The following is a 15,047-nucleotide window of genomic DNA, read 5'->3' as shown; positions in this document are numbered from 1 at the left end:
ATTCCCCTCTCATTACTCCGCAGCTTCGTGCAGCGGTTCCTGTGCGGCAAGCCAGCGCTCGGCCTCAAGGGCGGCCATGCAGCCCATACCGGCAGCAGTCACGGCCTGACGATAAATGTCGTCCGTGACGTCGCCCGCGGCGAAAATGCCCGGAACATCGGTAGCCGTCGAATCGGGCGCGGTCCATAGATAACCGTTCGGCTTCTGCTTGAGTTTGCCCTCGAACAAAGAAACCGCAGGCGCGTGGCCGATAGCGACAAAAACGCCATGCGTATCGAGTTCCTGCGTCTCGCCCGTCACGACATTCTTGAGGCGCACGCCGGTCACGGTCGCGCCCATCGGCGGCTTTGCCTCAGTGCCGAGGATTTCGTCGATCACGCTGTTCCAGACGACCGAGACGTTCTGGCGCGAAAGCAGGCGATCCTGCATGATCTTCTCCGCGCGGAAACCGTCGCGGCGATGCACGACCGTCACGCTCTTGGCAAGATGCGACAGGTAAAGCGCTTCCTCGACAGCGGTATTGCCGCCGCCGACCACGACCACATCCTTGCCGCGATAGAAGAAACCGTCGCAGGTGGCGCAGGCCGAAACGCCGCCGCCCATGAAGGTCTGCTCGCTGTCGAGGCCAAGCCACTTGGCCTGTGCGCCCGTGGCGATAATCAGGGCATCGCAGGTATAGATCGTGCCGGAATCACCTTTCAGGCGGAAGGGGCGCACCGTCGTTTCAACCTCGGTGATGATGTCGTGGACGATTTCAGCGCCGACATTCTGCGCCTGCGTCGCCATCTGGTCCATCATCCATGGTCCCTGCACCGGCTCGGCATAGCCCGGATAGTTTTCCACGTCAGTCGTGATCATCAGCTGACCGCCCTGCTGCAGCCCGGCAATCACGATGGGCTTCAGCATGGCGCGGGCAGCATAAATCGCCGCAGTATAACCAGCAGGACCCGAGCCGATGACAATGACTGGCGCATGACGCTGTGACATGAAGTTTTCTCCGGTCCCGGAGCGCTTCGGCCTGCTCAAGCCCTGTCAGCGCCCCACATGTTGGCTTTCACGTGCGCCTCGAACCATTCACAATCCGGCACACACTAAAATCGATTTAAAGCGGCGGGTTCCAGTCCGCCAGAATCGCTTTCGCATCCTGTTCGGCCAATGCCCCGATATTATGGCCAAGGTAGGTCCGCCCCTGATGGTTTGCAAGGTTCCACAGGGATTTGCTGCGCTTTAGCCACAGCTTGTGGCCATTTGAGCAAAGCCTTGCGCGCCAGTACGTTGCGGGTGGATCGATCTCACGCTAAACAAGGCTTGATACGTGGAATAATCTGCCAACCCCGGAGCCGACCGCCATTTACAAGACAGTCGCCAATATCTGCGCGCGCTTCGGCCTCATCATGGCGGCAGCCATGCTTCTGCCCGCGGCAATCGACCTGCGCGACGGCAGCGACGACTGGCTGATCTTCGTGCGCTCGGCTGCGGCGACAGGCGCGCTTTCTGCGCTGTTTCTGCTGGCCACGCAAAACCAGACAATGCGCTTCACGCCGCGCCTCGGTTTTCTGCTGACGGCCTGCCTGTGGCTCACCGCAGGCTTTCTCGGCTCGATCCCGCTTTATTTTTCGCATCTGCCGATCAGCTACGCCACGGCGTTCTTCGAGGCCATGTCCGGCGTCACATCCACCGGCGCGACCGCCCTCACCGGGCTCGACAACATGCAGCGCGGCATTCTCTTGTGGCGTTCGCTTCTTTGCTGGATCGGCGGCGTCGGCTTTATCGGCCTGGCGCTCCTGATGCTGCCATCGCTGCGGGCGGGCGGGCTTGCGCTCTTTCATATGGAAAACTCCGACAAATCGGAGAAAATCCTGCCGCGCATGAACCAGATCGCGCTCGGCATCGTGCTTGCTTATCTCAGCCTGACCGCCGCCTGCATCGTCGCCTATTTTGCCGTCGGCATGAGTGTTTTCGACGCCATCAATCATGGCCTGACCACAGTGGCAACGGCTGGCTTTTCCACCCATGACAGCTCAATCGGCTTCTATGCGGGAAACCGCCTGCTGCTGGTCGTGTCCACGATCTTCATGGCGCTTTCCGCGCTCCCCTTCGTGCTTTACATCAAGGCCTTCATGCCGCGCCGCATGGAATCGCTCGCCGATCCGCAGGTAAAACTGTTCTTCACGATCGCGATCGGGTTCAGCTTTGCGCTCGCCGTGGTGCTGCGGCTCGGCTCCGATGTGCCTTTTGGCGACGCGCTGATTTCCGCCTCGTTTCATTTCGTGTCGGTCATGACCACGACAGGCTATGCGACCGAAGACTATTCACTGTGGGGACCGCCCGCGATCGGAATTTTCTTTCTCGCTTCGTTTCTTGGCGGCTGCGCCGGTTCCACCTCCGGCGGCGTCAAGATGAACCGCCTCATTATCCTGTGGAACCTCACGCAGGCCAATCTCGCCCGTCTCATCATGCCGCATGCCGTTATCAAGATCCGCTACGGCAGCTCGGAAATCTCCGGAGAAATCGCGCAGAACGTGCTTTTGTACCTGTTTCTCTATTGCGCATCGCTCGTCATCGGCGCGGTCCTGCTGGCCTCGCTGGGCCTCGATTTCGTATCGGCCTTCACCGGCGCGCTGACGGCGCTTTCCAATGTCGGCCCCGGTTTTGGCGACACGATTGGTCCCGTCGGCAACTTTTCCACCATTCACGACCCCGCCTTGTGGGTGCTTTCGTTCCTGATGCTGGTCGGGCGCCTGGAGCTTGTTACGGTGTATATCCTGTTCACTCGCGCGTTTTGGGTGCGTTGACGGAGTGTTGATGCATGTCTCCCAAAAGTGGGAACCGGTTTTGGGACAAAGACATGCATGAAAACAAAACCCGAAGCGTGTCATGTGACTACGATAAAACGCGACACGCTTTATGCAGTTTACATCCGCCTGTTTCATTTGATAAGAGCAGGATTAGATTGCGCCACGATGGCGACGAATGTTCTATAATTACCCCGGAATGAAATTTCCTTGCGCGCGGAGTTACGCATGCCGATCAAGGCCGATCTGGATGAAATCGATTGGAAAATCCTTCGGGAGCTCCAGAATAACGGGCGCATCACCAATGTCGAACTGGCCGAACGCGTCGGCATTTCGGCCCCGCCCTGCCTTCGCCGCGTGCGCAAACTGGAAGAAAGCGGCGTCATCCGCGGTTATCGCGCCATTTTGAACGGCAATTCGCTCGGACAGGACCTCGTTGCGTTCTGCTCGGTCGGCCTGCACCGTCAGGCGGATGCGGACCTCAAGGCTTTCGCGGAGAAAACCAAGCAATGGCCGCTGGTACGCCGCGCCTGGATGGTCTCGGGCGAATCCGACTTCCTGCTCCATTGCGTCGCGCGTGATCTCAACACGTTCCAGACCTTCGTGATTGAGGAACTGACCGCGGCTCCCAATGTGGATTCCGTGCGCACTGCGCTCACCATTCGTCCGGTCAAGGACGAACCGCTGATGATTCTCTAGAGCATTTTCGAGCCAAAAGTGTGAAACGTCTACGCGGGGAAATCAGTTCACTGGGCTGATTTCTTATCCCGCTTCGATGCGTTGGATAATGCGATAAAACAAATAGTTAGAGCGATTTCGGCGATTCTGTTAGAACAGGAACCGCTCTAAATGCCTGAAACAAAAAGCGGCATGTGTGTGCGAAAATGGTGATTTTCGAGCACCGGAACGCAGAAGCGCCATTTACAGCCATACAGGACGACTTTTGGAACAGGCTCAAGATTATTTCCCGGCGAATACGCGCTCGTAAACACCGCTGATCGCAGCCGCTTCCTTTTCGAGCGGAAACGTGGCGCGAACATGCCTGAGCGCATTTTCGCCGTCGCGCTCGGCCAGCCCCGGATCGGCCAGATATGGCTCGATAGCCTTGCGCAGCGCTTCCCCGTCACCAGCCGCAACCGATGTTCCGGTGCCTTCCACGATCATTTCCGCATAGGCGCCCGCATCGCTGGCAACAACCGCCGTTTGCGATGCCATGGCTTCCAGCGGCGTCAGCCCGAAACCTTCATTGCGCGAAGGCGCAACATAGAGCGTCAGGCGTCGATACCAGACGCGGATATCGGGCACTTCGCCCAGAATAAGAATGCGATCCTGCAAGCCCGCAGCCGCGATCTTCGCCTTCAATCCGTCTTCAAAAGACTGGTGTTCGGCAGTCGTGCGGCCGGTAATGATCGCCGTCCATTCCGGATATTTCGGCAGGAGCGCAACCATCGCATCGACAAAAAGGTCTGTCCCCTTGGAGGAACGCACGCGGCCGAAACAGCCAACGGCATATTTTCCCGCCAGGCCGGACGCCGCGAAACTGTCCTCTTCGCCAACCGGCGGATGAAACCGCTGCAAATCCACGCCATGCATGATGACATCGTGCGGCACTTCAAGAAAGCTTCCCGAGCGGCCGCTCGTTGCAATCACCGCATTCATGCGGCGGATCAGCCATTTGGTGAAGGGCTTGTGGTGGCGCTGCGCAGCAGAAGTAAAGATCAGCCTCACTTTCATGCGCAGCACATCGCGCATGAAAATACCGGCGAGCATTTCGATATTGCGCCGCGCGTGCCAGATGCGGAACGGCTTCGTTCGCGGCTTCGACCAGAAGGACAGCAATGCGCTCCAGCCAAGATGCGGGAGCGTATCGGGCAGGCCCGGCCCCATCGTCGCGATGTTCAGCCCCTTTGCGCGCTGCAATGGGATAAGCTGAACGATCGTCGATGTAACCCCGGAGAGGCGGCGCTTGAAATTCGGCGCCACCACCGCGACATCCTGAACCGGAACTTTCATGGAAATCAGACGAACTTCAAGCCGACGATTTCGTAGGAACGCGAACCGCCGGGTGCGTTGACTTCAATCGTGTCACCTTCGCCCTTGCCGATCAGCGCGCGCGCAATCGGCGATGAAATGGAGATGCGGCCCTGCTTCACATCGGCTTCCTGATCGCCGACGATCTGGTAGATTTTCTCTTCTTCCGTATCTTCGTCGATCATGGTGACGGTCGCGCCGAACTTGATGCGGTCGCCCGACAGCTTGGAAACGTCGATGACTTCCGCGCGCGCAACCAGATCTTCCAGCTCGTTGATACGGCCTTCGTTCAGGCTCTGGGCTTCTTTCGCAGCGTGATATTCGGCGTTTTCGGACAGGTCGCCATGCGCACGCGCTTCAGCAATTGCCTCAATAATCCGAGGGCGCTCCGATTGCTGGCGCCAGCGCAGCTCTTCCTTGAGCTTTTCGAAACCGCCAGGGGTCATAGGGAACTTTTCCATACCCAGTCCTTTCCTTCATCCGGCGCTTCGCCTCTCCCCGAGGCCCTGCACGCACCGGCAGTTTGATTTGCCCGCCTCACCTCGCGCAATGCTTGGATAGTGCGAGGCGCTTTTCGGAGGCTTTCCTGCCTCCGAGACACAAAAAGAAAACGGTCACCGAAACATCCGTTTCGGAACCGTTCGAATAGCCATTCACAGAACTATAGCATTTCCATCCACCATTTCACGTGGAAAAATATGTTCCTGTCAACTCTCTGCAAAAGCGACGTTTTCTCGCGCCGGTTATTTTGGCTTGACTGGCCAGTTCGCGGGCCATTTCTCCGGGCCTCCCGCATAATTGCCATCGCAATCGCCTTTTGAGCGCTCCTGAACCAGCACGAAACGCACCCGGCCCTCTCCGCTGTCGGTGGCTTTCCAGACATCGTAAATGCCGCAGTCACCAAGCCCCCTGCCCTTGAAGAAAGCCGTCAGCGTCAGGGATTTCTGGTTCCAGTCGATGTTCCATGCCGTGTCGGTCACTGTCGGGCCGTCGTCGGAAATGGTCGGCAGGGAGATCGGCACGATCTTGTTTTCATAGCGGCTATAGAAAGCATAAGGCTGATTATAGGCGCCCGGCGAGCCGCACGGCAGGCCGACGAGATCGAGACCATCGGCAATCCTTGTCTCGAAGCCGCCCGCATTGCGGAACGTTTCGGGGCTCGCGCCACCGCAAATCGCGGCTTCATCGGAAAAATCCTTGCGAATTTCAGCCGGTATCTGTTCGACCGTCTCAATCAGCTTGAGCACTGGCGGCACGGGTGCCGGCTTGCTGCCCTTGACCTGCAACGCCTCGACGGTTCCATCGCGCGATTGTTGCTCATCCACATAGATCAGCCCGCCGACAAGCCCCGAAAGCGAATAGGTCGAAGTCTTTCCGGCCAGTTTCAGCTGCAACTTCTGGCCGTTCTTCATCCCTTCAAGCGCTTTGGCAACATCGCCCGCATAATCAAGCTGGTCGTCCTCTGCTTTCAGGGCCGAAACATCCACGTCAAGCAGCGGCTGGCCGTCGACGGAAATCTCCAGCTTGCCGGTTTTCCGGGATTGATCGACATAGGAAAGCCGCAAGACCGGCGTCGCCCCCGGCTGGCTGCTGCGAAAGATGCCTAGCCCTATACCGGGTTCGGGCGCTCCATCGCCTGCGACCGGCGTCAGGGTCAATGTGCAGTTCTGCGCGAAATCGCACAGGACCTGCGTGTCGCGAACCTTCTTGAAAGCCGCCTGCGATTCCCCACCCGCCACAAACAGCATCGCCGCGGCAATCGATGTCACTGCAATGGGCTTGTTATTCAAAGAGAGCATAAAACACTCCGTCAGCAAGAAATCACCTTCGCAGCGGCCAACACGCAGAAATGTCGCAGAATCGGAAGTTCCCTTGCCGCCTGCCTGCAATATTGCCTATAGCATGACGGCTGGAAAGATCGAACCGAGGTAAGAATGACGCGCGTACAGGCCAACATGCTGCTGCTTCTGGCGGGCGCCATTTGGGGCATGGGTTTCGTCGCGCAATCGACGGCGATGGCCAGTATCGGTCCGTTCGTGTTCATCGGCATCCGCTCGGCAATCGCCTCGCTCACCGTCCTGCCATGGGCCGTGGCCGAAGGACGCCGCGCGAAGATCGGCCTCAGCCGGTCGGACTATCTCTTCTTCATGGTTATCGGCCTGAGCCTGTTCATCGGGCTTGTCCTCCAGCAGATCGGGCTCATCACCACCTCCGTCACCAATGCCGGTTTTCTGACCGGGCTTTATGTGGTGATGGTGCCGGTGCTTGGCGTCATCCTGTTTCGCACATGGCCGCACCCGGTGGTCTGGCCCAGTGCGGCGGCTTGCCTTGCAGGCATCTTCCTGCTCTCCGGCGGCACGCTGACAGCGCTCAAGCAGGGCGACCTGCTGGTCATCGGCGGCGCTGTGTTTTGGGCCTTGCAGGTGGTCCTGATCAGCCGCGCAAACCGCGCCGCACGACCGATAACGCTGAGCTGCGTCCAGTTTGCGACCAGCGCCGTCGCCGGTCTTGCCATCGCTTCCATGATTGAAGATTTCAACTGGACCGCCATCACGCTGACCTGGAAGGAAATCCTCTTCACCGGCGTTTTCTCGTCCGGCGTCGCCTTCACCCTGCAAGCCATCGGGCAGCGCTATACCACCTCCGCGCAGGCCGCGATCTTCCTGGCATCGGAAGCGCTCTTCGCGGCCCTGTTCGGCGCAATCTTCCTCGGCGAACGCGTGACCTTCATCGGCCTTATCGGCTGCGGGCTGATCTTCTCCGCCATGATGGCCGTCGAACTCATTCCCATGTTCTGGAAACGCAAGCCCGCGCTTGCTGCCGCCGAGTGATTTTCATCAGGCCTTGAAGATCAAAGCCGCGCCGCCTGCAATGAGCGCAAAGCCCAGCAGGTGGTGCCAGGTAAAGGCTTCCTTGAGATAGAAGACCGAGAACAGGCTGAAGATCACCAGCGTGATGACCTCCTGAATGGTCTTGAGCTGCGCCGCCGAATAGACCTCATGCCCGATGCGGTTGGCCGGAACTGCGAGACAATACTCGATCAGCGCGATACCCCAGCTGATGAAAATGACGGTGACCAGCGGCGTGCTGGTGAATTTCAGATGCCCGTACCAGGCGAATGTCATGAAAACGTTGGAGCCGATGAGAAGCAGGATCGGCAGGACGCTTGGCGAAATCAGTGCTGACATGGAAATGACTTCAGGGACCGGGAGGATGTTGACTGCGGCATGGCCCGAAACCGCCGCACGGTGATAGAACAACGGCGGCAATTTGCCAATCCTGCACCCTGTTGCCCCCATTACGCCACAGCCCTTAACGCGGGCGCTGACTCTTCCTTTACGCTTGCAGGCTAATATTCAGGGAACGCCATCGGTCTGGTCTCCTGAAGAAAGGTATGGACATGAGTTCCGCGTTGTCCGCCACCGCTCCAGTCAGCCGCCAGCGCCCCCGGTTGCGAGGTCTGGCCCCCTCACTGTCTATCGTGTTGCTGGCCATCCTCGCTGGCTGTTCCGGCGAAAGCGCCCCGCGCCCGCAGGCCAGTGTCGGCAATTCCGATGTGATGGTGCCCGAGGCCCCGGTGGCGAGAACGGCAGCGGTCGCCCCCCCGCCCGTCATGCAGGAACCGCAGGAAGAACGCGTCGTCGGGCTTGCCGAAGAGGAAGAAAACCACGTCGCCCAATCCACGCCGCAGAGCCGTCCGCAATATTCGGGCGACTACGGCTTCACGCCGCCTATTCAGAACCCGGTTACGGCTGCCGAAAACATCTATACGATGTCCAATGCGGAAGCCGCCTGCCGCACGCGCCTCAAACGGCTGGGCGTCGTCTTCAAGGAAAAGCCGACCATCTATCGCAGCAGTTCCTGCCATATCGAGAACCCGATCGAAGTGTCGGGCTTCAACAGCGGCTCCATCGCGTTCAAGCCGGCGGCGACGCTGAACTGCCAGGTGACGGAAGCCTTCGCCCGCTGGATCAAGGGCGACCTGCAACCCGCATCGCGTCTGCGCTATCTGTCCGGCGTGAGCACGATCTACAATGCCGGGGGCTATTCCTGCCGCACGATGAACCACCGTCGCGGCGCGAAAATGTCGGAACATTCACGCGGCAACGCCATCGACGTCACCAAGATCGTGCTGAACAATGGCAAGAACATCATGGTGCGCAAGCCGGGCTTCTTCGCCTTCCGCGAAAAGGGCCTGCTCAACAGCGTCCGCTCCGATGCCTGCGGCTATTTCACGACGGTTCTCGGCCCCGGTTACAACCCGGAACATGCCGATCACTTCCATTTCGACCTGATGCAGCGCCGCAGCGGATATCGCGCCTGCAAATAGAAGAAGCCCGGCCTTAGAGCCTGAATCGGCAGGCCGAGGCGAAAATGGCGATTTTCTAGTACCGGAGCGCAGTGTACTTCCAAGCATAGTCCCGAAAAGTTGCAGACTTTTCGGATAAGACTATGCGTCTGAGACAGCTACATGAGCACCGGAACGCAGAAAATTGCCATTTGCAGACCGGCATGGCGACTTTTGGAACAAGCTCTTACAGGCATGGCCTGCGCCGGGTTTCCTTTCATCATCGGTTCATTCTTCCGGCGGAACCGGCGTCGGCTTGCCGTTCTCGTCCAGCGAAACCATGACAAATTCGGCATGGGTAACGAGGTCGCGCCGGTCGCTGAGATAGCGCTTCGCCCACGCCTCGACCCGCAGCGTGATCGAGGTGCGGCCCACCCGCGTAATATCCGTATAGACGCAGAGCGTGTCGCCGATCTTCACCGGCCGGGCGAACGCCATTTCGCGCACCGCCGCAGTGACCGTGCGGCCCTTGGCGCGCTCGGCGGAACGGATCCCGGCAGCCATGTCCATCTGCGCCATCACCCAGCCGCCGAAAATATCATAGGCCGAATTCGCGTCCTTCGGCATGGCGGAAACGCGGATGGTCAGCGTGCCGTTCGGCTCATTGTCAATAGTCATGACTGTCAGTCCTTGAGTGCTTGAGAGAGTCGCCTGCCAATATGAGACATGGCCGCGCCGAAGAAAAGTGCCGCGCAACGCGCTTTAACCGTTAAAATCAGGCTGAACCCAAAAGGTTGGCAATAATTAATCATGAATTGAAATTGATGATCCGTGATGCATCCATATAATAATCTCCATGCTATAAGTAATGATGGAAAGTATATTAGAGGAACGATAAATGAACCTATCGGTGAAGGCTTCCATATTTACATTAGCATTCCTTGTTTCAGCAAATGCTTATGCATCATCGGCAATCGTCACCTCGACAGTTAATCTGCGCACCGGCCCCGGCACCCAGTATGGAACCATCGGGGCGATCCCCAATGGCGTTGGAGTTACAGTGGCGGGCTGCACCAGCGGCTATGGCTGGTGTCAGGTGACTTACGGCGGCATGACCGGCTGGGCGGCATCGAGCTATATCGCCATCCAGACGGGCAACGGCTACACGACCAACGACAATTTCGGCTCCACTGCCGCCGCTGTCGGCATACCGCTGATCGCGGGCATGGCCATCGGCGCGGCGGTCGCCAATAGCGGACCCCGCTATTACGACCCTTACTATCGCGGCGGCTGGGGTCGCGGCCCGACCATCGTCAATGGCTGCGTTGGCCGCAATTGCCAGTCGAACTGGGGCCCGCCGCGCCCGCATTGGGTAGACCGTCCGGGCTGGAACGATCATCCGGGCTATCATCACGATTTCGGGCCGGGCCCGCGTCGTTTCGGCAGGCGGTAAAAAGACCCGCTCCTGACAGCCTTCTGTCAGGAGCATCGCCGGATATGTTGAGGGCGCGAAGGATTTCACCTTCGCGCCCTTTTCATTTGGGCGTTGAAATTCCATATTGGAAGCATGACGCGGAAAGTGGAAACCGGTTCCGCTTGAGACATGCGGTAACATTATAGGGCCATGGCTTCCTCAAAAGACAAACACTCCCAGGATTCGCACGACAAGGCTGGCGGCTTCGGTGAAGCGCCACAGGCCGGGTTTTCAGGCGCGCCCCTATCCGGGTCTATTGCTGATTGGGCAAAGGAAATCGGCGACGAGGCGACCAAAACCAGCCAACCGCGCGAAGCGCAGCAAGGGCGACCGCCCGTCGCGTCAGATGGCGCGTCTCCCCGCGACGCCAAAGGCGCGCAAAAAAATGAGGGGCGGAGCGAGCCGCATAGCGGCGGCAGCGTGAGCGCAAAAAAAGCACCCAAGAAGATTCCCGAGCGCAGCAAGGAAGCATCGCGCACAGGCCGCGGCACGTCGATGGGCGGCGCGGCCTCGGCGAAGGAACGCGCGGCGGCTGGCCTCAATCCCGTTGCCGGTCTCGACATCAGCCTTGAAGACGCCGCAGGCCTGAACCCGTCCGGCGCAACGGCCACGGTTCAGGCCCTGTCCGACCTGATCGCTTCCGGCAACCCTCTGTTCAAGAATGGCGAGTTGTGGACGCCGCACCGCCCCGTGCGCCCGGAGAAATCCGAAGGCGGCGTCCCGATCCGCATGGAAACCGAGTTCGAGCCGTCCGGCGACCAGCCGACGGCCATTCGCGATCTGGTGGAAGGGTTGGAGAACAATGACCGCACGCAGGTTCTGCTCGGCGTCACCGGCTCCGGCAAGACCTTCACCATGGCGCAGGTCATCCAGCAGACGCAGCGCCCTGCCCTGATCCTCGCGCCCAACAAGACCTTGGCCGCGCAGCTTTACGGCGAGTTCAAGAACTTCTTCCCGAACAACGCCGTCGAATATTTCGTTTCCTACTACGATTACTACCAGCCGGAAGCCTATGTGCCGCGCTCGGACACCTATATCGAGAAGGAATCGTCCATCAACGAGCAGATCGACCGGATGCGCCACTCGGCCACCCGTGCGCTGCTTGAGCGCGACGACGTCATCATCGTCGCCTCCGTGTCGTGCATCTACGGTATCGGTTCGGTCGAAACCTATACGGCCATGACCTTCGAAATGAAGATCGGCGACCGGCTCGACCAGCGCCAGCTGCTCGCCGATCTGGTGGCGCAGCAATATAAGCGTCAGGACATCAATTTCGTGCGCGGCTCGTTCCGCGTGCGCGGCGACACGATCGAACTGTTCCCGGCCCACTTGGAAGATCGCGCCTGGCGCATTTCGCTTTTCGGTGACGAGATCGAATCCATCACCGAGTTCGACCCGCTGACCGGCCAGAAGACCGGCGAGCTGAAATCGGTGAAGATCTACGCGAACTCGCACTATGTGACACCGCGCCCGACGCTCAATCAGGCAATCAAGTCGATCAAGGAAGAGCTGAAGCACCGGCTTGACGAACTGACCCGCGCCGGTCGCCTGCTGGAAGCGCAGCGCCTCGACCAGCGCACGACATTCGACCTCGAAATGCTGGAAGCGACCGGCTCCTGCGCGGGCATCGAAAACTATTCGCGCTACCTGACCGGGCGCAACCCCGGCGAGCCGCCGCCGACCCTGTTCGAATATATTCCCGACAATGCGCTGGTTTTCATCGATGAAAGCCACGTCACCGTCCCACAGATCGGCGGCATGTATCGCGGCGACTTCCGCCGCAAGGCAACGCTTGCCGAATATGGCTTCCGCCTGCCATCCTGCATGGACAACCGCCCGCTCCGCTTCGAGGAATGGGATGCCATGCGCCCGCAGACCATCGCCGTTTCGGCAACGCCGGGCGGCTGGGAAATGGAAGAAGCGGGCGGCGTGTTCGCGGAACAGGTCATCCGCCCGACCGGGCTGATCGATCCGCCGGTCGAAATTCGCCCCGCCAAGACGCAGGTCGACGACGTGCTGGGCGAAATTCGCGATACGGCGGCAAAGGGCTATCGCACACTGGTCACGGTGCTGACCAAGCGCATGGCAGAAGACCTGACCGAATATCTGCATGAGCAAGGCGTGCGCGTGCGCTACATGCACTCGGATATCGACACGCTGGAGCGCATCGAGATTATCCGCGACCTGCGGCTTGGCGCCTTCGACGTGCTGGTCGGTATCAACCTGCTGCGCGAAGGTCTCGACATTCCCGAATGCGGCTTCGTCGCCATTCTCGACGCCGACAAGGAAGGCTTCCTGCGTTCCGAAACCTCGCTTATCCAGACCATCGGTCGTGCGGCGCGTAACGTCGACGGCAAGGTTATTCTCTACGCCGACAACATCACCGGCTCGATGCAGCGCGCGATGGACGAAACCAGCCGCCGCCGCGAAAAGCAGGTCGCCTATAATGAAGAGCACGGCATCACGCCTGCTTCGGTGAAGAAGAATATCTCGGATATTCTCGGCTCGGTTTACGAGCGCGATCATGTCCGCGCGGATATTTCGGGCTTCGCGGAAGAAGGCGCGATGATGGGCAACAATCTTGCCGCCCATCTGGAGCATCTGGAAAAACAGATGCGCGACGCCGCTGCCGATCTCGACTTCGAAAAGGCGGCGCGGCTGCGCGACGAGATCAAGCGCCTGCGCGAGACCGAACTGGCCATCGCCGACGATCCGCTGGCGCGCGAGTTCGAGGCGGGCGATGCGGGAGCCAGCCGCAACAAGGGCAAGCCGACCGGCAATTCGCGCTTCCGCAAGCCGACGCTGGATGAAATGGGTGCGGATACGACGCGCCCGCTTGGCAAGCCATCGCTGTTCCAGAAGCCGTCGCTTGACGATATGGGACCGGGCACGGACATGGCGAAACCGTTGTTCCGCAAGAACACGCTGGACGAAATGACGGTCAAGCGGACGGAAGTGCCGAGCGGCGGCAACGATGCGGCGATCCGCCGTGAGCGCGCCGGCATCGGCTCTTACGAAGACCCGGCAGAAACAGCGCGCAAGAAGCGCCGCCCCGGCAAGACAGGCCGACCGGGGCGGTGATGGACCGCGAGTTTATAAGATCGGAAATAGACGCAGAATATGCAAGACGCGGCGATCCTATTGGATGGCGCTTGCTGACTTGTCCTTGGCGTACAATCAGTGAGGCGGAAATTGTCTTTCTCGGTTTGAACCCCGGCGGCAATAACGCTCCCGATGATCATCCAGACATATCCGTCGAAGATGGCAGCGCATACGCGTTGGAAAGTTGGGGCTGCCATGCGAAGGGTCAATCTCCATTGCAGTCACAGGTGCTATTGCTCTTCCGACAACTTGGTATCGAACCTGAGCACGTTCTGTCAGGCAACCTTGTCCCCTTCCGTTCGCCAAACTGGAAGTCGTTGAAAGAACCTCGCTCCGCAATGGCATTCGGATTGCAGCTATGGGACAGAATACTCGCAGCGCATCCCCGACAGACGGTCATTGCTATGGGTGGGGATGTCTTCCGTGCGTTGGCAGACCATTTTGATGTGCAGCGAACAGCTATCGAGGGCATGTCGGCAAACTGGGGTGGGGTTCGCGTATTCAGGGCCGATTGCGGACGGTTCCGACTCGTCGGCCTCCCACATCTTTCCCGCTTCACAATTATCGGACGGGAAAAGAGTAAATCTGCACTTGAATGGGCTTTGGCCGACGATAGACAAGCGCCATTCTGACGGATTGTGTATTCACGATCCCGGCAAGACAGGCCGACCGGGGCGGTGAGGAAACCTTCTATGGAGTGAACTGGAAAGGTCGCATTTTGCGGCCTTTCTCATATTCCCATTGGTGTCCGGCCTAGCGGCACTGCCCGCCGTTCATGATTCGATAGCCTGCACGGTCGGCTTCGCAACGGTTGGGGAAAGTGCGCCTGTCATTGCCGCGTCGCGCGCAAACCGGCATATATTCACGGGTGCAAGCGCCTGCGCCCGGTCTGCCGGGCCTGTTGCCCTGATGCGGCGGACGTACCGGACCGACACCCGGTCCGCCCCAGCCGGAGCCAGGCCGCGACGAGCATTCGCCGCTTGAAACGACCCGATAGCCTTCTGCCCTCGCCTGGCACGAATTGCCGAAGGTCTTGCGCGAAGAGCCCCGCGTGGCGCAGACAGGCGCGTAGATCATCGGGCACATTTGCGGCTGCGACGGTCCGGGCCTCAGCGGCGGACGATGATCCACCCCGCCTTCCGCAACGCAACCGGCAAGAAGCAGCGCGCCCGCAAGCACGGCCAATTGTTTAAAACGATGAAATTGCATTTTCCTCTCCATTTGTCCCGAAACTTAGGGCCTGAATCAAAAAGCGGCAGGCCGAGGCGAAAATGGCGATTTTCGAGTACCGGAGCGCAGTGTGCTTCCAAGCATAGTCCCGAAAAGTTGCAGACTTTTCGGATAAGACTATGCGTCT

General features: G+C 59.5%; 14 protein-coding genes. 7 read left to right on the top strand and 7 right to left on the bottom strand.

Annotation, left to right across the window (positions count from 1 at the left end):
• Positions 1-12: 12 nt before the first annotated feature.
• On the bottom strand, positions 13-987 hold the full coding sequence (trxB, locus tag AC0TNJ_RS09990; protein ID WP_473770995.1) for a thioredoxin-disulfide reductase: 975 nt from the start codon (positions 985-987) through the stop codon (positions 13-15).
• A 407-nt stretch (positions 988-1,394) separates the two neighbouring features.
• On the opposite strand from trxB, the gene AC0TNJ_RS09985 reads away from it, so the two are divergent.
• Both AC0TNJ_RS09985 and AC0TNJ_RS09980 read left to right on the top strand, forming a co-directional pair.
• Complete coding sequence (locus AC0TNJ_RS09985; RefSeq protein WP_122001260.1) at positions 1,395-2,795, top strand: TrkH family potassium uptake protein; 1,401 nt, start codon at positions 1,395-1,397, stop codon at positions 2,793-2,795.
• A gap of 228 nt (positions 2,796-3,023) precedes the next feature.
• A complete protein-coding gene (locus AC0TNJ_RS09980) occupies positions 3,024-3,494 on the top strand; it encodes an Lrp/AsnC family transcriptional regulator (protein WP_006471903.1) in 471 nt (156 codons plus the stop codon).
• Positions 3,495-3,755: 261 nt separating this feature from the next.
• Here AC0TNJ_RS09980 and AC0TNJ_RS09975 read toward each other — a convergent pair whose 3' ends face one another.
• The 3 genes from AC0TNJ_RS09975 to AC0TNJ_RS09965 all read right to left on the bottom strand — a co-directional run bounded on the left by AC0TNJ_RS09975 (position 3,756) and on the right by AC0TNJ_RS09965 (position 6,625).
• Entirely contained in the window at positions 3,756-4,808 is a 1,053-nt protein-coding gene (locus AC0TNJ_RS09975) for a glycosyltransferase family 4 protein (RefSeq protein WP_473770994.1), read from the bottom strand.
• 5 nt (positions 4,809-4,813) lie between these two features.
• Positions 4,814-5,287, bottom strand: a complete 474-nt coding sequence (gene greA, locus AC0TNJ_RS09970; RefSeq protein WP_121982779.1) for a transcription elongation factor GreA — start codon at positions 5,285-5,287, stop codon at positions 4,814-4,816.
• 282 nt (positions 5,288-5,569) lie between these two features.
• Complete coding sequence (locus AC0TNJ_RS09965; RefSeq protein WP_473770993.1) at positions 5,570-6,625, bottom strand: DUF1176 domain-containing protein; 1,056 nt, start codon at positions 6,623-6,625, stop codon at positions 5,570-5,572.
• 135 nt (positions 6,626-6,760) lie between these two features.
• Between AC0TNJ_RS09965 and AC0TNJ_RS09960 the strand changes: the two genes are divergently transcribed.
• Entirely contained in the window at positions 6,761-7,657 is an 897-nt protein-coding gene (locus tag AC0TNJ_RS09960; RefSeq protein WP_473770992.1) for a DMT family transporter, read from the top strand.
• Positions 7,658-7,663: 6 nt separating this feature from the next.
• On the opposite strand, the gene AC0TNJ_RS09955 is transcribed toward AC0TNJ_RS09960, so the two are convergent.
• Positions 7,664-8,014: a DMT family protein gene (locus tag AC0TNJ_RS09955; RefSeq protein ID WP_473771011.1), complete on the bottom strand. Its 351-nt coding sequence runs from the start codon at positions 8,012-8,014 to the stop codon at positions 7,664-7,666.
• 212 nt (positions 8,015-8,226) lie between these two features.
• Between AC0TNJ_RS09955 and AC0TNJ_RS09950 the strand changes: the two genes are divergently transcribed.
• Positions 8,227-9,156, top strand: a complete 930-nt coding sequence (locus tag AC0TNJ_RS09950) for an extensin-like domain-containing protein (RefSeq protein WP_122001500.1) — start codon at positions 8,227-8,229, stop codon at positions 9,154-9,156.
• 246 nt (positions 9,157-9,402) lie between these two features.
• On the opposite strand, the gene AC0TNJ_RS09945 is transcribed toward AC0TNJ_RS09950, so the two are convergent.
• Positions 9,403-9,792 carry an acyl-CoA thioesterase gene (locus AC0TNJ_RS09945; RefSeq protein WP_122001264.1) on the bottom strand — a complete coding sequence of 130 codons (390 nt, stop codon included), beginning with the start codon at positions 9,790-9,792 and terminating at the stop codon, positions 9,403-9,405.
• Between the two features lie 220 nt (positions 9,793-10,012).
• Here AC0TNJ_RS09945 and AC0TNJ_RS09940 point away from each other — a divergent pair, with 220 nt between their 5' ends.
• The 3 genes from AC0TNJ_RS09940 to AC0TNJ_RS09930 all read left to right on the top strand — a co-directional run bounded on the left by AC0TNJ_RS09940 (position 10,013) and on the right by AC0TNJ_RS09930 (position 14,322).
• Positions 10,013-10,567 carry an SH3 domain-containing protein gene (locus AC0TNJ_RS09940; protein WP_122001265.1) on the top strand — a complete coding sequence of 185 codons (555 nt, stop codon included), beginning with the start codon at positions 10,013-10,015 and terminating at the stop codon, positions 10,565-10,567.
• A gap of 441 nt (positions 10,568-11,008) precedes the next feature.
• Entirely contained in the window at positions 11,009-13,669 is a 2,661-nt protein-coding gene (gene uvrB, locus AC0TNJ_RS09935; protein ID WP_473769843.1) for an excinuclease ABC subunit UvrB, read from the top strand.
• A complete protein-coding gene (locus AC0TNJ_RS09930; protein ID WP_473770991.1) occupies positions 13,669-14,322 on the top strand; it encodes a uracil-DNA glycosylase family protein in 654 nt (217 codons plus the stop codon). The genes uvrB and AC0TNJ_RS09930 overlap by 1 nt, the downstream gene beginning before the upstream one ends.
• 121 nt (positions 14,323-14,443) lie before the next feature.
• Here AC0TNJ_RS09930 and AC0TNJ_RS09925 read toward each other — a convergent pair whose 3' ends face one another.
• Positions 14,444-14,899 (bottom strand): Kazal-type serine protease inhibitor family protein, encoded by a 456-nt coding sequence (locus AC0TNJ_RS09925; RefSeq protein WP_473769656.1) that lies wholly within the window; start codon positions 14,897-14,899, stop codon positions 14,444-14,446.
• Positions 14,900-15,047 lie beyond the last annotated feature (148 nt).

This window comes from Ochrobactrum sp. PL_is483 (assembly GCF_055816855.1).
Note: the sequence above shows the minus strand (reverse complement) of the source record. Positions and strands in the feature narration are given on the sequence as shown.